General features: G+C 63.5%; 19 protein-coding genes. 13 read left to right on the top strand and 6 right to left on the bottom strand.

Annotated features, from left to right (window positions below):
• Positions 1-131: 131 nt before the first annotated feature.
• The 4 genes from GGQ99_RS03300 (at position 132) to GGQ99_RS03285 (ending at position 5,126) form a co-directional block, all read left to right on the top strand.
• The gene (locus GGQ99_RS03300) at positions 132-1,613 is read left to right on the top strand and encodes an ABC transporter substrate-binding protein (RefSeq protein WP_183260637.1); all 1,482 of its coding nucleotides are present in this window, start codon (positions 132-134) and stop codon (positions 1,611-1,613) included.
• Positions 1,614-1,690: 77 nt separating this feature from the next.
• Positions 1,691-2,638 (top strand): ABC transporter permease, encoded by a 948-nt coding sequence (locus tag GGQ99_RS03295; protein WP_183260635.1) that lies wholly within the window; start codon positions 1,691-1,693, stop codon positions 2,636-2,638.
• Entirely contained in the window at positions 2,635-3,504 is an 870-nt protein-coding gene (locus GGQ99_RS03290; protein ID WP_183260633.1) for an ABC transporter permease, read from the top strand. Before GGQ99_RS03295 ends, GGQ99_RS03290 begins: the two co-directional genes overlap by 4 nt.
• A complete protein-coding gene (locus GGQ99_RS03285; protein ID WP_183260631.1) occupies positions 3,501-5,126 on the top strand; it encodes an ABC transporter ATP-binding protein in 1,626 nt (541 codons plus the stop codon). Before GGQ99_RS03290 ends, GGQ99_RS03285 begins: the two co-directional genes overlap by 4 nt.
• Before the next feature lie 18 nt (positions 5,127-5,144).
• Here the strand turns inward: GGQ99_RS03285 and GGQ99_RS03280 are convergent, their stop codons facing one another.
• Positions 5,145-5,576 carry a tellurite resistance TerB family protein gene (locus GGQ99_RS03280; protein WP_183260630.1) on the bottom strand — a complete coding sequence of 144 codons (432 nt, stop codon included), beginning with the start codon at positions 5,574-5,576 and terminating at the stop codon, positions 5,145-5,147.
• 161 nt (positions 5,577-5,737) lie between these two features.
• Here GGQ99_RS03280 and GGQ99_RS03275 point away from each other — a divergent pair, with 161 nt between their 5' ends.
• From GGQ99_RS03275 to GGQ99_RS03265, 3 genes are all read left to right on the top strand, one after another.
• Positions 5,738-6,523 carry a TSUP family transporter gene (locus GGQ99_RS03275; RefSeq protein ID WP_183260628.1) on the top strand — a complete coding sequence of 262 codons (786 nt, stop codon included), beginning with the start codon at positions 5,738-5,740 and terminating at the stop codon, positions 6,521-6,523.
• A gap of 61 nt (positions 6,524-6,584) precedes the next feature.
• On the top strand, positions 6,585-7,424 hold the full coding sequence (locus tag GGQ99_RS03270) for a helix-turn-helix transcriptional regulator (RefSeq protein WP_183260626.1): 840 nt from the start codon (positions 6,585-6,587) through the stop codon (positions 7,422-7,424).
• An 83-nt stretch (positions 7,425-7,507) separates the two neighbouring features.
• Entirely contained in the window at positions 7,508-7,927 is a 420-nt protein-coding gene (locus tag GGQ99_RS03265) for a VOC family protein (RefSeq protein ID WP_183260624.1), read from the top strand.
• Between the two features lie 6 nt (positions 7,928-7,933).
• Here GGQ99_RS03265 and GGQ99_RS03260 read toward each other — a convergent pair whose 3' ends face one another.
• Positions 7,934-9,403 carry a cobyric acid synthase gene (locus GGQ99_RS03260; RefSeq protein ID WP_183260622.1) on the bottom strand — a complete coding sequence of 490 codons (1,470 nt, stop codon included), beginning with the start codon at positions 9,401-9,403 and terminating at the stop codon, positions 7,934-7,936.
• A 181-nt stretch (positions 9,404-9,584) separates the two neighbouring features.
• Between GGQ99_RS03260 and GGQ99_RS03255 the strand changes: the two genes are divergently transcribed.
• Together GGQ99_RS03255 and mmsB are read left to right on the top strand one after the other, a co-directional pair.
• A complete protein-coding gene (locus GGQ99_RS03255; RefSeq protein ID WP_108607821.1) occupies positions 9,585-10,760 on the top strand; it encodes an isobutyryl-CoA dehydrogenase in 1,176 nt (391 codons plus the stop codon).
• 71 nt (positions 10,761-10,831) lie between these two features.
• Positions 10,832-11,737 carry a 3-hydroxyisobutyrate dehydrogenase gene (gene mmsB, locus GGQ99_RS03250; RefSeq protein WP_343061701.1) on the top strand — a complete coding sequence of 302 codons (906 nt, stop codon included), beginning with the start codon at positions 10,832-10,834 and terminating at the stop codon, positions 11,735-11,737.
• Between the two features lie 245 nt (positions 11,738-11,982).
• Here the strand turns inward: mmsB and GGQ99_RS03245 are convergent, their stop codons facing one another.
• Positions 11,983-12,348 (bottom strand): hypothetical protein, encoded by a 366-nt coding sequence (locus GGQ99_RS03245; RefSeq protein ID WP_183260621.1) that lies wholly within the window; start codon positions 12,346-12,348, stop codon positions 11,983-11,985.
• A gap of 251 nt (positions 12,349-12,599) precedes the next feature.
• On the opposite strand from GGQ99_RS03245, the gene GGQ99_RS03240 reads away from it, so the two are divergent.
• Positions 12,600-12,896 carry a hypothetical protein gene (locus GGQ99_RS03240; protein ID WP_183260620.1) on the top strand — a complete coding sequence of 99 codons (297 nt, stop codon included), beginning with the start codon at positions 12,600-12,602 and terminating at the stop codon, positions 12,894-12,896.
• A 92-nt stretch (positions 12,897-12,988) separates the two neighbouring features.
• Here the strand turns inward: GGQ99_RS03240 and GGQ99_RS03235 are convergent, their stop codons facing one another.
• Positions 12,989-13,318, bottom strand: coding sequence for an RcnB family protein (locus GGQ99_RS03235; RefSeq protein WP_108607817.1), 330 nt, complete (start codon positions 13,316-13,318; stop codon positions 12,989-12,991).
• 234 nt (positions 13,319-13,552) lie between these two features.
• Positions 13,553-14,932: an aspartate aminotransferase family protein gene (locus GGQ99_RS03230; protein WP_183260619.1), complete on the bottom strand. Its 1,380-nt coding sequence runs from the start codon at positions 14,930-14,932 to the stop codon at positions 13,553-13,555.
• A 321-nt stretch (positions 14,933-15,253) separates the two neighbouring features.
• On the opposite strand from GGQ99_RS03230, the gene GGQ99_RS03225 reads away from it, so the two are divergent.
• Complete coding sequence (locus tag GGQ99_RS03225; protein WP_183260618.1) at positions 15,254-15,631, top strand: COG4315 family predicted lipoprotein; 378 nt, start codon at positions 15,254-15,256, stop codon at positions 15,629-15,631.
• A gap of 55 nt (positions 15,632-15,686) precedes the next feature.
• On the opposite strand, the gene GGQ99_RS03220 is transcribed toward GGQ99_RS03225, so the two are convergent.
• Complete coding sequence (locus tag GGQ99_RS03220) at positions 15,687-16,787, bottom strand: MFS transporter (protein ID WP_183262341.1); 1,101 nt, start codon at positions 16,785-16,787, stop codon at positions 15,687-15,689.
• Between the two features lie 280 nt (positions 16,788-17,067).
• Between GGQ99_RS03220 and GGQ99_RS03215 the strand changes: the two genes are divergently transcribed.
• Both GGQ99_RS03215 and GGQ99_RS03210 read left to right on the top strand, forming a co-directional pair.
• Positions 17,068-18,645, top strand: a complete 1,578-nt coding sequence (locus tag GGQ99_RS03215; protein ID WP_108607814.1) for a trimethylamine methyltransferase family protein — start codon at positions 17,068-17,070, stop codon at positions 18,643-18,645.
• A gap of 11 nt (positions 18,646-18,656) precedes the next feature.
• A complete protein-coding gene (locus GGQ99_RS03210; protein WP_183260617.1) occupies positions 18,657-19,040 on the top strand; it encodes a RidA family protein in 384 nt (127 codons plus the stop codon).
• The last annotated feature ends 2 nt before the right edge of the window (positions 19,041-19,042 follow it).

The following is a 19,042-nucleotide window of genomic DNA, read 5'->3' as shown; positions in this document are numbered from 1 at the left end:
GCAACGCTCGGGCACGCCGCCGGGAAAAATTCAATTCGGCAGCGCCGCTGCAATTGCAACAAACTTGATTTACTCGGCCGGAAAATCGCGCTTCTATCCGGCGGGTCGAAATGAAGCGGGGAGATCTGAGCATGAAGCAGTGGAAAACCATCCTGGCAGCTGCAGCGCTGGCGCTGGCGTCCAGCACCGCCGCAATGGCCGCGCGCACGGATCTTGTGCTTGGCATGCCGCTGGAGCCGCCTCACCTCGACCCGACCGCCGGTGCCGCCGCAGCCATCGACGAAGTGCTTTACGCCAACGTCTTCGAAGGCCTGACCCGGATCGGTTCGCGTGGTGAAGTGCTGCCCGACCTTGCCGAAAGCTGGACGATTTCCGACGACGGCAAGACCTACACGTTCAAGCTGCGCTCGGGGGTGAAGTTCCACGACGGCAGCGACTTTGACGCCTCCGACGTGAAATTCTCACTCGACCGCGCCCGTGGCGAGACCTCGGTCAACGCCCAGAAGGGCCTGTTCGCGCCAATCGACAGTGTCGAAGTGGTCGACCCCGCGACCGTCAAGGTGACGCTGAAGAACCCGCTCGGCTCGTTCCTCTACAATCTCGGCTGGGGCGACGCGGTCATCGTGGCGCCGGAGACAGCCGAGACCAACAAGGAAAAGCCTGTCGGCACCGGGCCGTTCAAGTTCCAGAACTGGGCCAAGGGCTCGTCGATCACGCTCGTCAAGGCCGACGGCTACTGGGGTGATCCGGTCGCGCTGGACAAGGCCGAGTTCCGCATCATCCCCGATGCCGCCGCGGCGATCCCTGCCCTGCTTTCCGGCGACGTGCAGGCGCTGCCCAATTTCGCGCTCGGCGACGCGCTCGCCCAGGTCAAGGCCGACCCGCGCTTCAAGGTCGTCATCGGCACCACCGAGGGCGAAACGGTGCTGTCGACCAACAACAAGCGGCCACCCTTCGACAATCTCAAGGTGCGCCAGGCTATTGCCCATGCGCTCGACCGCAAGGCGTTGATCGACGGTGCCACGGGCGGCCTCGGCACGCCGATCGGTTCGCACTTTGCGCCGCACAACCCGGCCTATGTCGACCTCACCGGCACCTATCCGCACGATGTCGCCAAGGCCAAGGAACTGCTCAAGGAGGCCGGACTTCCCGATGGCTTCAAGGCAACGCTCAAGCTGCCGCCGGTCGGCTATGCCCGCCAGGGCGGCGAGATCGTCGCCTCGCAGCTGCGCGAGATCGGCATCGACCTGCAGATCATCCCGGTCGAATGGGCCGACTGGCTCAAGCAGGTGTTCACCGACAAGGATTACGACTTGTCGATCGTCTCGCATACCGAGCCCAACGACATCGATATCTACGCCCGCAAGGACTACTACTTCAATTACGACAACCCTGCGTTCAACAAGGTCATCGACGAGCTCAACCTGACTTCTGACGAGGCCAAGCGCGCCGAGCTTTACAAGCAGGCGCAGAAGATCCTCGCCGACGATGCGGTCAACGGCTTCCTATTCGAATTGCCGAAGGTCGGCATCTGGGACGCCAAGGTCGAAGGCCTTTGGGAGAACTCCCCCATCCAGGCCAACGACCTGACCAAGGTCAAGTGGGCCGACTGACAAGAACCCTGTGAACTCAGCCGCTCCGCAACCTTTGCGAGCTTTCGGAGCGGCGTTTTCTCGGGCAGTTTGAGCCCATGACCGCCTATCTGCTCAAACGCCTGCTGATCGGTGCTGCGACCCTCGTGGTCGCCTCGGTCGTGGTGTTCCTGATGCTGGAGGTGGTTCCGGGCGACCCGGCTCGCGTGATGCTTGGCATGAATGCCAGCGAAGCGCAGGTCGAGTTGCTGCGCGACCAGATGGGGCTCAACCAGCCGCTGATCGTACGCTATCTCGATTGGGCCCGGGGCCTGCTGTCGCTGGACTTCGGCAAATCCTACACCTATTCGGTTCCCGTCATCGACCTGGTCAAGGAGCGCTTCGTCGTCTCCTTTCCGCTGGCGATCATCGCACTCGCGCTGTCGACGCTCATTGCCATTCCCATTGGGCTGTTTGCCGCCGCGCGTCGTGGTCGAGCCGGCGACACCGCAGCCATGGCGGTGGCGCAGATCGGCGTCGCGATGCCGAATTTCTGGTTCGCGCTGCTGTTGGTCTATGTCTTCGCCGTCTGGTTGCGGCTGGTTCCGGCAGGCGGCTTTCCCGGCTGGGGAGCCGGTGCCTGGCCTGCGCTCAAGGCGCTGGTCCTGCCCGCGGTGGCGCTCGCATTGCCGCAGGCAGCGATCCTTGCCCGTGTCACCCGTGCAGCCCTGGTCGAGGTGCTCGGCGAGGACTACATCCGCACGGCCCGCGCCAAGGGCATGCCGATGCGCGCGGTGATGTGGCGGCATGCCTTGCGAAACGCGCTGATTCCCGTGCTGACCATCATGGGCCTGCAATTTGCCTTCCTGCTTGCCGGCACCATCATCATCGAGAACGTCTTCTATTTGCCCGGCCTTGGGCGCCTCGTGTTCCAGGCGATCACCCAGCGCGACCTGATCGTGGTCGAAAGCGTGGTCATGCTGCTCGTCGCCGCCGTGATCGTCGTGAACCTGCTCGTCGACCTCTCTTACGCGCTGGTCGACCCCCGCCTGAGGACCCGGCAATGAGCGGCACGGTTCCCGGCAACCCATCGACCCTTGGCGCCCTCGCCGGCAGGGCCCTTACCAACCGCTCGTTCATCATCGGCCTGTTCATCACCTTGGTCGTCGCGGCCATGGCGCTCGTCTCGTTCTTCTGGACGCCCTTCGACGTCACCAGGCTGATCGTCGCCGACCGCATGCAGCCGCCTTCCTCCGCCCACTGGTTCGGCACCGACCACTTCGGCCGCGACGTGCTGTCGATGATCATGATCGGCGCGCGCAATTCGATCGCCGTCGCCCTCGTCGCCGTCGGCATCGGCATGGGCGTCGGCGTTCCGCTCGGCTGCTGGGCCGCGGCCCGCGGCGGCTGGATCGACGAGGCGCTGATGCGCTTCAACGACCTCATCTTTGCCTTCCCTGCCCTTTTGTCTGCGATCATGATCACGGCTGTCTTCGGCCCCAGCGCCATCAACGCCATCATCGCCATCGGCATCTTCAACATCCCGGTTTTTGCCCGCGTCGCCCGCGCCGGTGCGCTCTCGATCTGGCCTCGCGAGTACATTCTTGCCGCCCGTGCTGCCGGCAAGGGCAAGGCGCGCATCACCGTCGAGCACATCATTCCCAACATCGCCAATCTGCTGCTGGTCCAGGGCACCATCCAGTTCGCGCTCGGCATCCTTGCCGAGGCCGCCCTGTCCTATGTCGGGCTCGGCACGCAGCCACCGATGCCGAGTTGGGGCCGCATGCTGTTCGACGCCCAGACGGTGATGATCGTGGCGCCTTGGCTCGCCCTGTTCCCCGGCTGCGCCATCCTGCTTACCGTTCTCGGGCTCAACCTGCTCGGCGACGGCATTTCCGACATATTCGATCCGCGCGCGAGGCGCCGGCCATGAGCCTGCTCGAGATCGAAAAACTGTCGCTGAAGATCGGCAGCCAGTCAGTGCTGAAGGACATCGACCTGTCCATTGCCCCCGGCGAGGTACTGGGGCTCGTCGGGGAATCCGGTTCGGGCAAGTCGATGACGGCGCTTGCCGTCATGCGGCTCACGCCCGACTATGCCCAGATGAAGGGGCGCATCACCTTCAACGGCATCGACATCCTCGGCGCGACCGAACCTCAGATGTGCGCCCTACGCGGCGATGACATCGGCATGGTGTTCCAGGAGCCGATGACCGCGCTCAACCCGGTCAAGACCATCGGCGAACAGGTCGCCGAAGGTATCCGCTGGCACACCAGGGCCAGCCGCGCCGAGGCTGAAGAGCGCGCCAGGAAAATCCTCGACCGCGTCGGCCTGCCCGAGCAGAAATTTGCGTTGTCGCGCTATCCGCACGAACTGTCCGGCGGCCAGCGTCAGCGCGTGGCGATCGCGATTGCCTGCGCGCTGAAGCCGAAGCTGCTGATCGCCGACGAGCCGACGACCGCGCTCGACGTGGTTTTGCAAGCCCAGATCCTCGATCTGCTCAAGGAATTGGTCAGCGAAAGCAAGATGAGCCTGCTGTTCATCTCGCACGACCTTGCGGTTGTCACCGAGATGGCCGACCGGATCACCATCCTGCGCCAGGGCGCGGTAATGGAAAGTGGCGACACCGCCCGAACGCTTTCGGAGGCCACTCATCCCTACACGCGCCAACTCGCTCTTGCTTCCACCCATGTTCCGGCTCGGGTCAGGCCGCATGGGGACGAGACCGGCACTGAAAACCTGCTCGACGTCGCAAATGTGACGCGCGACTATCCCGGCACGCGCCGGTCGCTGTTTTCAAGGTCGGAACCGGTACGCGCGGTGGACAATGTCTCGCTGACGATGAAGCCCGGCGCGTCGGTGGCGCTTGTCGGGCGCTCGGGCTGTGGCAAGTCCACCCTTGCCCGCATGATCCTGGCGCTCGACACGCCGACCTCGGGCGCCATCAAGTTTCGCGGCATGGACATCGCCGGGCGCAGCGAGGCGGAACTGCGACGGCCGCGGCGCAACATGCAGGTGGTGTTCCAGGATCCCTACGGTTCCTTCGATCCGCGCCATACCGTCGAACGGCTGGTCGCCGAGCCCCTGCACCTTCTGGAACGTCGTCCCGACCGCAAGGAGCGCCGCGACATGGTGGCCCGCGCGCTGCACGAGGTCGGCCTCAACCGGTCCGACATGGAGAAATACCCGCACGAATTTTCCGGCGGCCAGCGCCAACGCCTGTCCATCGCGCGCGCCATCATCACCCGGCCGAAGCTGGTCGTCGCCGACGAGCCGGTATCGGCGCTCGACGTATCGATCCGCGCCCAGATCCTCGACCTGTTTGCAGAACTCAACCAGAAGCTCGGCGTCGCCTATCTGTTCATCACCCACGACCTGACGGTGGCCCGCGCCATTACCGACGACGTGTTGGTCATGCATGAGGGCCGGATCGTCGAGCGCGGCAAGACTTCGGATGTGCTCAGCCACCCCGCATCGGAAGCGGCGCAAGCGCTAGTTTCCGCAGCGCCCGATCTGCACAGGGCGATTGCACGGCGCCTGCAAGAACAGGGGTGAGCCGCCGGTTGGCAGGCATTATGTCGCCGGCTTCACCACGTCGACAGGGCTGATGCCAAGCAGATCGAGCGTACGGCGCAAGAGCTTGACCTCGTTTTCCGCCAGGTGGGCGTCAGCCTTGGCGATATCGGCCATGTGCCGTGCCAGTTGCCTGCGCCGCTCGACATCGAGATCGCGGAACATCGCAATCGCCTGCGAGCCGTTGGTCTCGTAGCCGAATTCGTTGAGATACTCGATGACAGCGTCGATGCTCTGTTCGGCGATGCCGAAAGCCTGGGTACAAATCCGGCGAAATGCGACCATCTCGCTGTCGCTGGCTACGCCGTCCGCCAAGATCATGCGGAAAAGCAAAAGCAGTTCGGCCGAAAGCACCGGATCATCGGCGACCTTGCGCACCCCCGGGTCGCCTTCGAACAGCGTACGAATCTGGGTCAGCAATCCCGTCGCCATGCGAATCCCTTCCGTCGAGGCAGTTGCTGTGTCCGATATAGAACAAATGGCGGCGAAAAACACGTGGCCCAACAGCCAAGCTGCGGCTGATTCTGGGCCGCTATTGCGCAAGCGGGTTCGCTGTGGTCGAAGGCGGCTCCCTCCAGGCAGAGCCCGCGCCGATGTTCGAAATAGCCACCGAAACGATCCTGCTCCTGACGGTCGCAGCGTTCATTGCCGGCTTCATCGATTCCATTGCCGGCGGCGGCGGCCTGATCACCATTCCGGCGCTGCTGCTGGCCGGCCTCCCGCCCGTCACGGCGCTCGGCACCAACAAGCTGCAATCGCTGTTCGGATCGGGCTCTGCGACCATCTCCTACGCCGCCAAGGGCCATGTCGACATCCGCAAGCAATTGCCCGCCGCTGCCATGTCCTGCATCGGTTCGATATTCGGCGCATTGCTGGCAACGATACTTCCCGGCGACATCCTGCGCGCTTTCATGCCGGTCCTGCTGGTGGCTATCGCGCTCTACTTCGCCTTCAAGCCGAACATGGGCGACGTCGACCGCACCGAGCGCATGACGCCGTTCCTGTTCGGCGTGACGGTGGTGCCGGCAATCGGTTTCTATGACGGCGTTTTCGGCCCCGGCACCGGCTCGTTCTTCATGCTCGCTTTCGTGTCGCTTGCCGGCTACGGCATACTCAAGGCCACTGCCCACACCAAACTGTTGAATTTCGCCTCCAACATCGGCGGCCTGTTCGCCTTTGCCATTGTCGGTGCCGTGTACTGGAAGATCGGGCTGATGATGGGCGCAGCGCAGTTTCTCGGCGCACGGCTCGGCGCCCACATGGCGATGCGTAGCGGCGCCAAGCTGATCAAGCCACTCCTGGTCTGCACCTGCGTTGCACTCGCCATCCGCCTGCTCATCGACCCAACCAACCCTCTGCGGGTGATGGTAGGATTCTGACCCGTTTTGACCGCCACCTGCCGCTGGAGTACGTTGCTTCGCCTCAGCGGAGCCAGGAGCCATGGCAAACAGCCAAGCGCCGACGAATGCATCGGCGGATCACTCCACCGGGCAGTTCGAGATGGTGCGGCGCACTCCGTCACGATCGCTTGCGGGCGTCGTCACCGATCTCGTCGGCTTTCGCGAACTCGTTCCTGCCTATGTCAGGCAGAGCGAGGCAGCCTCGCTGACGGTGCCGCTTGTCATCAGCTTCGGCGAGCCGTTCGCTATCGGCCTGAGCCGGGCGCCTGGAGACAATGACCGCTATGCCAGCTTTGCCTCGGGTCTTCACGCCGGTCCGGTGGTCATCGATTCCTTTGGCCGGTCGTGCTGCGTCCAGGTCAATTTCACCCCGCTCGGCGCCCGTCGCTTCTTCGGCATCCCGATGCACGAACTCGCCGACCGCATGGTGACGCTCGATGAGGTGCTCGGCCCGGACGGCAATGCACTACGCGAAAGGCTCGGCCAGGAAACGGGCTGGCATCGGCGTCTGGACCTTGTCGAGAGCTACATAGTCGAGCGTTTGGCGATCACGGCTTCGCCAGCGGCCGAGATTGCCTGGGCCATGGCGAAAATCACGTCGAGCGGCGGACGTATCCGCATTGCAGCCATCGCCAGCGAGATCGGATGCAGCCGCAAACATCTGGCAGCGCGATTTGCCGACCAAGTCGGCATCGGCCCGAAGGCGGTCGCACGCATCGTCAGATTTGATCGCACGGCACGCCTGGCGCGCAATGCGGACGAAATCGACTGGGCCGACCTGGCTGTCGAATGCGGCTATGCCGACCAGGCGCATCTGGTGCGCGAATTCCGCGAGCTGTCAGGAACAACACCAACAGCGCTGCTCCAAAAGCTCAACTGAGCCCGGTAACATTTGTTCAATACGGTGGAACTGGTCTTCGCCAGAGTGGGTTGTCGTTCAATCCGCCACGCAGGAGGCGCAAAATGCCCACTCCCGAAGCTCAAAGGATCTTCCCCACTCTCCGCTACAAGGACGCCGCCGGGATGATCGGCTGGCTAAGCGAGGCCTTCGGTTTCGCCGTCCATGCCAGATACATGAGCGGCGAAGACGTCGGCCATGCCGAACTCGCCCTCGGTTCGTCGATGGTCATGATCGGCTCGTCGCGCCCGGACGACTACGGCACCATCGTTGGCGAACCTGGTCAGAACGGCGGCAAGTCCGTCTATGTCGCGACCGAAGACGCCGACGCGGTCTACATCAGGGCAAAGACCGCAGGTGCGGTCATCGTCCAGGAGATGACCAACCGCGACTACGGCAGCCGCGAATTCATCTGCCGCGACCCCGAAGGCAATGTGTGGTGCTTCGGCACCTATTGGCCGAAGGTTGACGTCCGGGTCGAATAGCGCCAGTCAGCGCGCGGCGGCGAAGATGGCATCGCAGTCGAGATGCCGTTCGAGATGTTCGGCAATCTCGTCCAAAGCGCGTTCGACCTCGGCGCGATAGTCGATACCACCGCCCCTGATGCCAAGGCTTTCCAGGAAACGCCCGCGAAAGCCGTCGGCGCCGAACAGGCCATGCAGATAGGTGCCGAACACCTTGCCGTCGGCCGAGGTCGCGCCGTCGTCGACGCCGCTGATGACGGCGGTGGGCCTGACGCAATCGGGACCCGTCGTTCGCCCGAGATGGATTTCGTAACCCGAAAGCGGCTCACCGTAGCGCACCGAATACGCCTCGACATTGCGTACTGTCTTCTCCGGCTCCATCACCGTCTCGACGTCGAGCAGGCCCAGGCCCTGCGCTTCCGTGACACTGCCCTCGATTCCCGAGGGGTCGTACACGACACGGCCCAGCATCTGGTAACCGCCGCAAATGCCGACGACATGGCCGCCACGCCTGTGATGCGCCTCGAGATCGCGATCCCAGCCGTTTTCGCGGAACAGCAGCAGATCGCCGATGGTCGACTTCGAACCGGGTATGACAACCAGTCCGGCATCTTCGGGCAAGCGCTGGCCGGGCGGCACGAACACCACCTCTACCTGCGGCTCGGCGCGCAGCGGGTCGAGGTCGTCGAAATTGGCGATGCGCCCGAGCATCGGCACGGCAACCTTGAGCGCCCGCTTTTCGCCGCCGGCCAACCGTTCGAGGATGACCGAGTCCTCCGACGGCAAGAGTGCCGCCGCCTTGAGCCACGGCACGACGCCGAAACAGCGCCAGCCGGTGAAACCTTCGATCGCCGTGATGCCGTCGTCGAACAGGCTGGCGTCGCCACGGAACTTGTTGATCAGGTAGCCGACGATCATGCGTCGGTCTTCTTCCGGCAGGATGAGATGCGTGCCGGCGACCGATGCGATCACGCCGCCGCGGTCGATGTCGCCGACGAGGATCACCGGCACGTTGGCGCGCGTGGCGAATCCCATATTGGCAATGTCGCGCGGGCGCAGGTTGATCTCGGCAGGCGAGCCGGCACCCTCGACGATGACCAGATCCGCCCCCTCGCCCAGCTTGGCCCACGAATCGAGAACGGCGCCCATCAGCTTCGGCTTCAGTTCCTGATAGTCGCGCGCCTTGGCGTGCCCGAAAACCTTGCCCTGCACCACCACCTGGCTGCCGATATCGCTTTGCGGCTTGAGCAGCACCGGGTTCATGTGGATCGACGGCTTGACCCCGCAGGCGATCGCCTGCAGCCATTGGGCGCGGCCGATCTCGCCGCCGCCCGCCTCGCCCGGAATGTCGGCGACGGCAGCATTGTTGGACATGTTCTGCGGCTTGAACGGCCGGACGCTGAGCCCGCGATTGCGTGCCGCGCGGCACAGGCCGGCAACCAGAACGGTCTTGCCGACATCGGAGCCGGTGCCCTGGAGCATGATCGCCTTGGCCATGGTCAGGCTCGCCCGCGCAGGATGCTGAAAGTGACGGATCCATCCTTCAAAAAAGTCGCCACAAGTGCCCTCGCTGTCGAAATTCCGCACAGCCGCTTCGCGGTATTCGTCGGGTTGCGCGGCGGCATCATTGGTCTAGATTGAACGTCGCGCATAGCCAAAAAACGACAGGGAGGCCGACATGGACGCCGCAATCGATGCGACTGCCGGTCAATTCGAACTCAACGAAGATCAGCTGGCCATCCGCGAAATGGCGGGCAGTTTTGCCGCCGAAAAAGTCGCGCCCTTTGCCCTCGAATGGGACAAGGCCAAGCACTTCCCCGAAGATGTCATCCGCGAGACCGGCCAGCTCGGCTTCGGCGGCCTGTATGTCAAGGAAGATGTCGGCGGCTCGGCCCTCACCCGCCTCGACGCCGTGCTCGTTTTCGAGCAGTTGGCGCATGCCTGCCCGGGCTTTTCATCCTTCATCTCGATCCACAACATGGCGGCGGCGATGATCGACCGGTTCGGCAACGAGGAGCAGCGCCAGCGCTTGCTGCCGAAGCTGACCTCGATGGAATGGCTGGCCAGCTACTGCCTGACCGAGCCGGGCTCCGGTTCGGATGCCGCCGCCCTGAAGACAAAGGCCGTGCGCAGCGGCGGCAATGGCAGCGACTACGTGCTGAACGGCACCAAGCAGTTCATCTCGGGCGCCGGCGACAGCGACGTCTACGTCGCCATGGTGCGCACCGGCGCCGACGGCCCGAAGGGCATCTCGACGCTTGTCGTGCCTAAGGATGCGCCCGGTCTCTCCTTCGGCGCCAACGAACACAAGATGGGCTGGCACATGCAGTCGACGCGCCAGGTGATCTTCGACGACTGCAAGGTTCCGGCGGAAAACCTGCTTTCCGGCGAAGGCGCCGGCTTCGGCATCGCCATGGCCGGTCTCGACGGCGGACGGCTCAACATTGCCGCCTGCTCGGTCGGCGGCGCCCAGTCCGCGCTCGACAAGGCGCTCGCCTATACCGCCGAACGCAAGGCGTTCGGCCAGACCCTCGACCGCTTCCAGGCGCTGCAGTTCCGCCTCGCCGACATGGAGACCGAACTCCAGGCGGCCCGCCTGTTCCTCTACGCTGCCGCGTCGAAGCTAGACCGCAAGGCGCATGACGCGTCGAAATGGTCGGCCATGGCCAAGCGGCTCGTCACCGACACGGGCTTCAACATTGCCAACGATGCCCTTCAGCTGCTTGGCGGCTACGGCTACCTGCACGACTACGGCATCGAAAAGCTGGTGCGCGACCTGCGCGTCCACCAGATCCTCGAAGGCACCAACGAGATCATGCGCGTCATCATCGCGCGGCATTTGATTGGGAGATAGGGAATGTGAGTAGCGAATAGATCGCTAACCCGCGCCGCCTTCCCTATTCGCTACTCACTACTCGCCATTCGCTGCTTGGAAGGAACCACTCTATGACCACAGTCGCTTTCATCGGCTTGGGCAACATGGGCAATCCCATGGCCGCCAACCTCGTCAAGGCCGGACACGCCGTCCATGGCTTCGACCTGATGCCGGAGCACCTTGAAACCGCGCGCGGCAACGGCGTCACCGTCATGGCCAATGCGGTCGCGGCCGCCAAGGACGCCGATGTGGTGATCACCATGCTGCCGGCCGGCAAGCATGTGCTGTCGGTCTACGAAGACATCGCGCCCAAACTGAAGAAGGGCGCGCTGCTCATCGATTCCTCGACCATCGATGTCGATTCCGCGCGCAAGGCCCATGCGATTGCAGCCAGGCACGACCTGCTCTCGGTCGATGCGCCCGTATCCGGCGGCACCGGCGGTGCGGCTGCCGGCACGCTGACTTTCATGGCCGGCGGCGCGCAAGCCGCCTTCGATAAGGCCGAACCGGTGCTCAAGCCGATGGCCGGGCGTATCGTCCATTGCGGCGACGCCGGTGCGGGACAAGCGGCCAAGATCTGCAACAACATGATCCTCGGCATCTCGATGATCGGTGTCGCCGAGGCGTTCGTGCTCGCCGAAAAGCTCGGTCTGTCCCACCAGGCACTGTTCGACGTCGCATCGACGTCGTCCGGCCAGTGCTGGTCGCTGACATCCTATTGCCCGGTACCGGGTCCGGTGCCCAACTCGCCGGCCAATCGCGACTACCAGCCGGGCTTTGCCGCAGCCCTGATGCTCAAGGATCTCAAATTGTCGCAGGAAGCCGCCCAGCAGGCTGGCGCCGTGACACCGCTTGGTGCCGAAGCAACTCAGCTCTACGCGCTCTTTGCCGCCCTCGGCCATGGCGGCACAGATTTCTCGGGGATCATCAAGTTCCTGCGCGGCGATTCCGCATGATCTGGTCAACCCAGGACAAAAAAGTTCAAAATTTAGGTTTGCTTAAGCTCTCGCTAACCACGCGGTAACGATGTCCGGGTAAAACGGTTTGCAAGGGCGGTCATCGCAGCCGCCCCGGGCTCCGGATCAGGTCTTGCGTACCGGAGCAGTAACCTTCGCTGGGTCAAGCGTCGCGAAGGGCCATGCGTTCAAGTGGCAAAGCCGCGTTCCCGTTTCGGGGCGCGGTTTTTGCGTTCAGCTTCAGCCTACGATTTGGTCGCCAGCCGGCGGAAGTTGGCCCTGACGCGCTTGCTCGCCGGCCCCAGAGCCGCGGCAACCGAACGCTGGGCAGCCACGCCGTTCAGCACCGAAGGCGTGCGCCCTGACAGCACTTCTGGCCAGAACTGCATCGCCGAGTGGAAAAAGGACATCTGCGCAGCGACCATGCCCTCGGCCATGGCGTTCGTTTTCTCGGTGACGGCAGCAAGGCTCTCGCCACGCAGTAACCCACCACTTTGCGCTTCACTCGCCATCATCGGCAGCCGCATGGCCATGACCATTGGCGCCAGCATCAGATTGCCGGCAATGGTCGTGGATTGGCGCGAGGCCCTCGTCAACCGTCTGCTCTTCATGCGATGCGCTCCGGTTTCAAGAACCACGCTGGCCCATCCGACAATCGGCAGGCACAGGCTATTGTGCAGTGCACAACATAAGCACTCACCCTGTCATGAACAAGCCGAAACGGCTCAGCCTCTCTGCGCGAACGGATCGCTCAGTGCAGCCGAGCACCGGCGCGGAAGCGCGAGAAAGCCATTATCCGCATTTTAACTAATATAGATCAATATCCTACCTTGGTGTTCTGCGGTCTCCCAGGAGGAGTGGAATGACTGATCAAATTGATGAGGACGAGTTTCCGAAGTCCACCCTGTTTCAACGCTGCCGATCAATTGCGCGGGCAACTATGTTATTCGCGCCCCCGATCGTCTCGGTGGGATGTGCGATCGTGGTCGGCTACATCACCTACGTAACCAACAACAAAGAGCCACCGGCGGATATCTCGACGCTGGCCATATCGATACTCAAGTCCGGCGATGCTTCACCAGAGATGCGCGCCTGGGCGACTGGCGCCCTCGGAATACGGACCGACATGCCAATATCTGTCGGGTCTATCCGGCAATGAAGGCGAAATAGCCTGCGCCCTCCCCGAAGCTGGAACGAGAAAGGGCGGCCCGACGAACCGCCCTTTCCGAGTTGGGACTGGGTTGCCCCGCGTCAGCGCGAGGCCACCACCGCGGCGATGATGCCCGACGCCACGCTGATCAACAGGAAATCATTGTCGACCTTCACCCAGCGCTGGCCGTAACCGGGGCGCTTGAGGCCATAGCGGTGATAGTCGCGAAGGGCCTGCTTGCGCTGCCAGTCGGGCACGCGCTTGCCCCTTGACCAGTAGTGCCGCTTTGACGGCTTCTTGCGATAATCCTGCCATTTCTGCTGCTGGCTGTAGTGGCTGCCGTGGCGCGGTGCCTCGTAGCGCTGCTGGGCCTGAGCCATCGGGGCTGCGAACATCGACAAGGCGACGGCGGCAAGAACGATGCGTTTCATTTGGGAGGCTCCTTCTCGTTGATAGGTCGAGAAGTAGCGGCCGCCAGCTGAACCCAATATGAATGCCATCATTACATATATGTAATGTTTTCAGAAGCTTATTTTCATATTCTAAGAAAACACCTCGGCACAAACGACATGCGAACGAGCATATCGGCCAGCGAGGCGTCGCCGACGTCGCCATGCATTCACTGAGTTTGGCCGGGCAGGCGCATGTCCTGCCCGGTCTTGTGATCAGGCCTTTCTCAGGTCGCGCTCGGCGAGATCGAGCGCCTTGAGAATACGGTCGCAGGCCATGTCGATGGTGGCGCGGGTCCAGATCAGCGGTGGCGACAGGATCATCGAGTCGCCAGTCGCGCGCATCATCATGCCGTTGGCGATGGCATGATCGCGGACGGCGACCGCGGCACTGCCGACCGGCGAAAAGCGCTCCTTGGTCGCCTTGTCCTTGACGATCTCGATGGCACCCATCAGGCCGACCGAACGAACCTCGCCAACCAGGCCGTGACCGGAAATGCGTTCCTTGAGCATCTGGGCGAAATACGGACCCGTGTCCGTCTTGACGCGTTCGACCAGTCCTTCACGTTCGATGATCTCGAGGTTCTTGAGCGCCACGGCACAGGCCACCGGGTGACCGGAATAGGTGTAACCGTGGTAGAACTCGCCGCCCTTGTCGACCAGCGTCGCGGCGATCCGGTCGCCGACCAGCAGCGCCGAAAGCGGCTGATAGCCCGAAGTCAGCGCCTTGGCAGTGGTGATGGTGTCCGCTTCGATACCGAAAGTCTGGGCAGCGAACCACTCGCCGGTGCGGCCATAGCCGGTGATGACCTCGTCGAGCATCAACAGCACGTCGTACTTACGGCAGATGCGCTGGACCTCCGGCCAATAGCTGGCCGGCGGGATCTTGACGCCGCCGGCGCCCATGATCGGCTCGCCGATGAAGGCCGCGACGTTTTCGGCGCCAGCCTCCAGGATTGCATCCTCTACCGACTTGGCGGCACGCAGGCCGAAATCGTGGTCGCTTTCGCCCGGCAGGGCCAACTCGTAGGCATAGGGCATCATCACATGCACGATGTTCGGCACAGCGCCGCCGAGCTGCTGGTGCATTCCGTCCATCCCGCCCAGCGAGGTGCCGGCAACCGTCGAACCGTGATAGGCCATCTTGCGCGAGATGATGCGGTTCTTCTCGGGCTTGCCCTCGATCGCCCAGTAGTGGCGGACCAGCCGCAGCGCGGTGTCGTTGGATTCGGAGCCCGACGAGCCATAGAACACCTGGTTGATGTTCTTTGGCGCCAGTTCCGCGAGTTTCTTGGACAGCAGCACCGGCGTCGGCGTCGAGCACTTGAAGAAGGAGTTGTAGTAGGGCAGCTCCTTCATCTGCTCATAGGCTGCCTCGGCCAGTTCGGTGCGGCCGTAGCCGACATTGACGCACCACAGGCCGGCCATGCCGTCGAGCAGTTCCGTCCCTTCCGAATCGTAGATGAACGGCCCTTCGGCGCGGGTGATCATGCGCGAGCCGATGTCGCGCAGTTCCTTGTGGTCGGTGAACGGATGCAGATGGTGCGCGGCATCGATCTGCTGAAGCTGCTTCAGCGAATAGTTCTGATAGGTCATGGGCTTGTGCCTTCCTCTTGAATCAATTCGGCAACTGCCGGGGCGGATTCAGAGGCCAAGCGGCGGCGAATAGCCAATGCGCGCGCAAAGGCGCAGGAGCTCCGTATGCCGGGTCCGCGGCGACGGCTTCGATGCTGCCTCCCGCAGCGGAATATGGGCGTTGAGAGCGCACATGGTGGACACTCTAACCCGGCACTCTGCAAATCGACAAGCGCCGGAAAATCCGCAACCGGTGAAAAGGTTTCGGGAATACAGCGCCCTGGAAAGGCGTTGTCTGCGTGTGTAGCCGGCATGTCGGCTGAACTCCTGGGAGCGATCATCATGAAGACAATTTCCACAGCACTCGCCGTTCTGTTCCTGACCGGCGTGGCCGCCTTCGCCGCCGAGCCCGCCAAGGTCGCGGAAGGCGCCGGTGGCAAGATGTACACCGACGCAAACGGCATGACGCTCTACACCTATGACAAGGACAGCGCCGGCAAATCGGCCTGCAATGGCGACTGCGCGGTCAACTGGCCGCCGCTGATGGCTGCGGCCGACGCCAAGGACGAAGGCGAGTGGACGGTTGTCGCCCGCGACGACGGTTCGAAGATGTGGGCCTATGAGGGCAAGCCACTCTATACGTTCGTCCAGGACAAGAAGGCAGGCGACGTAAGCGGCGACGGCAAGGGCGGCGTCTGGCACGTCGCCAAGGCCGACTGACCATTTCCGGCGCGACGGTGCCTGTCGCCGTCGCGCATCTTGCCCGCAGCCCTCACTAGCCCGCAGTCCGCTTGCGCAGCACCATGCGATAGAAGGCGAAGGCAAGCAGGATGACGTTCAAGCTGGCCAGCACGACCGGCAGCCCGATCGGCCCGGCCGCCTGCATCACCAGCCCCGAACTTGGCGGCCCGACGATGCCGCCCAGCCCCCACATGAGCGCAAAGGCGGCATTGCCGGCGATCAGCGCGCTGCCGTTGAAGCGACTGCCGAGCTCGACCAGCGCCATGGTGTAGACGCCGTAGCCGACCGCCCCCATCACCACCAGCACCAGCCAGATGAGCCGCGTCTCGATCAGCATCGGCAACAGCACCGCGCAGGCAGCCGTGGCCCCGGCACAGAACAAAATCATGGTGCGGCCGCCCACACGCTCCGCCAAGAGGCCGAGCGGGATCTGCAACAGGATATTTCCCATCGACAGTGCCGTCAGCATTGCCGCGAGCACCGCTTCAGGCAGGCCGTGGCTCGCGCCGAAGATCGGCAGCAGCGAATAGGTGCTCTGCTGGTTGGCCGCCGACACCAGCACGGCAAACAGCAGTGCCGGCGCTAGCGCGGCAAACCCCATCACCCCGCCGACCGATTGGCCATCCTCCTCGAAGCCCGAAAGATTTGACATCATGCGCAGGATGATCGCGCAGGCGATGAAACCCACGATCGCCACGGCGAAGGGCGTCCAGCCCGAGGTGCCGACGATGGTCAGCACCAGCGGCCCGGTGGCATAGCCCATCCCCATCAGGGTGTTGAACACCCCCATCACCCGCCCGCGACGCGACGGCGGAGCCATCGACAGCGCCCAGACCTCGCCGAGAATGTAGAGCGGGTTGATGACGACGCCGATCATGAAGCGGACGACGAACCAGGCGACCCAGTCCTGCAGGTAGCCGATGAGCAGGAAACAAAGAGCACCGGCGAGAGAGCATGCGATGGCGAGGTTTCGTGCCCCGACCAGGCGCACGGCCGCCGGCACGAAGGCCGCTGACGCGATCAGGCCCAGCGGCATCATCGCAGCCGACAGCCCGATCATCGCCGGTGACATGCCCTGCTTCTGCATCAGCAGCGAAAACAGCGGGTAGCTCAGCCCTTGCGCCGCGCCGAACATTGCCAATGCGGCGGTAACGCCGCCCAGTGCCGCCCAATTCAATGGCGCTTCGGCTGCGGTGGAGGTCGAAGTTGTCAAAACAGATCACCAGGAGAATCGAATGGCCGCGATCCTATCGACGAACCGCCACATGCGGGTTGCATCACCACATCGGAGAACGTCGGTCCAGTCCCATCGGCGATGTCGTTTCCCTCGCGCTATTGGTCGCCGCCTCCGCAATAAGGCTTTCCGGCCCAGTCCATTATGCCCCGCGATACTGAAGCTTGCCCGTGAGGACTCCATGACCGTCGCCCTGCAAACAGCCGAACCGGCTCCTGCCTCCGATCGCGCTCGTCGTGGTGGCCGTGCCGGCAAGCGCGCCGGCGGTTCCCAGGCCTTCGAGCAGCCGCCGTTCCGCCAGCTCAAGATACCCTTCACACCGACCAAGCTGATCTCCGACGACGAGCTGGAATCGATCCATCTCGCTTCGCTGCGGGTGCTGAAGGAAATCGGCGTCGATGTTCTGCACGACGAGGCGCGCCGCATCATGAAGGCGCATGGCGCCGACGTGCGTGACGGCTCCGAGCGCGTCCGCTTCGATTCCGACATGATCCTCGAGCTGATCTCGCATGCGCCGGCCGAGTTCACGCTGCACGCCCGCAACCCGGCCCACAATGTGCGCTTTGGCGGCAACAATCTTGTGCTGTCGCAGATGGCGTCGGCGCCCAACTGTTCCGATCTCGACCGTGGTCGCCGCCCCGGCAACCAGGCCGACTTCCGCAACTTCCTCAAGCTCGCCCAGATGCACAACATCCTGCAGACAACCGGGGGCTATCCGGTCGAGCCGGTGGACATCCATCCCTCGGTGCGCCATCTCGAGTGCATCCGCGATCTGGCGACGCTGACCGACAAGGTGTTCCACATCTATTCGCTCGGCAAGGAGCGCAATGTCGACGGCATCGAGATCACCCGGATCGCCCGCGGCATCTCACGCGAACAGATGATGGAAGAGCCCTCGGTCTACACCATCATCAACACCAACTCGCCGCTGAAGCTCGACGTGCCGATGATGGAAGGCATCATCCAAATGTCGTCGATGGGCCAGGTGGTAATCGTCACCCCCTTCACCCTGTCGGGCGCCATGGCGCCCGTGACCATAGCCGGAGCGCTGGTGCAGCAGAACGCCGAGGCGCTGTCGGGTCTCGCCTTCACCCAGATGGTCCGCAAGGGCGCGCCCGTCGGCTATGGCGGCTTCACCTCCAACGTCGACATGAAATCCGGCGCGCCCGCCTTCGGCACGCCCGAATACATGAAGGCACAGCTTGTCGGCGGCCAGCTGGCCCGCCGTTACAACATCCCCTACCGCACGTCCAACGTATGCGCCGCCAACGCGGTCGATGCGCAGGCTGCCTATGAAAGCGTCTTTTCGCTGTGGGGCGCGATCCAGAGCGGCGCCAATTTCATGCTGCATGGGGCCGGATGGCTGGAGGGCGGGCTGCGCTGCTCCTACGAAAAGATGATCCTCGACATCGACCTGTTGCAGATGGTGGCCGAATTCCTGACACCGCTCGACCTGTCGGAGGATGCGCTCGCCATCGACGCCATTCGTGATGTCGGCCCCGGCGGCCACTTCTTCGGCACCCAGCACACCCAGGACCGCTACAAGACCGCCTTCTACTCGCCAATCATTTCCGACTGGCGCAATTTCGAGACCTGGGCCGAGGCAGGCAGCCCAACGGCTGTGGAGCGGGCAAACCGCGTCTGGAAGGAGCGCCTGGCCTCCTACGAGGAGCCCTGGATGGACCCAGCCATCCGCGAAGAACTCAACGCTTTTGTCGACAAACGCAGGGCCGAAGGCGGCGCACCGACCGATTTTTGAGGAAAGTCTCGATGCACAAGCGCGAAATCAACTCGACCGATGCACCGGCCGTCGTCACCGGATACGCGCAAGCGATCGAGGTGACCAATCACTCCCGGACGCTGTTCATCAGCGGCCAGATTCCGGTGGCCAAGGACGGAACTGTCCCCACCGATTTCGAAAGCCAGTGCCGGCTGGCGTGGAGCAATGTCGAGGCCCAGCTGCATGCTGCCGGCATGAACCTCGACAATCTGGTCAAGGTGACGATCTTCCTGTCTGACCGCGCCTACAGCCTCGACAACCGGCGCATTCGCAACGAGGTGATCGGCGAGCGCAAGATCGCGCTGACCGTCATCATCACGGGCATCTTCGACGAATCCTGGCTGTTGGAGATCGAGGCCGTCGGCGCCGCCTGATC

The organism is Aminobacter niigataensis (assembly GCF_014200015.1).
Classification (GTDB): domain Bacteria; phylum Pseudomonadota; class Alphaproteobacteria; order Rhizobiales; family Rhizobiaceae; genus Aminobacter; species Aminobacter niigataensis.
This window is presented reverse-complemented; position numbering and strand designations above follow the sequence as displayed.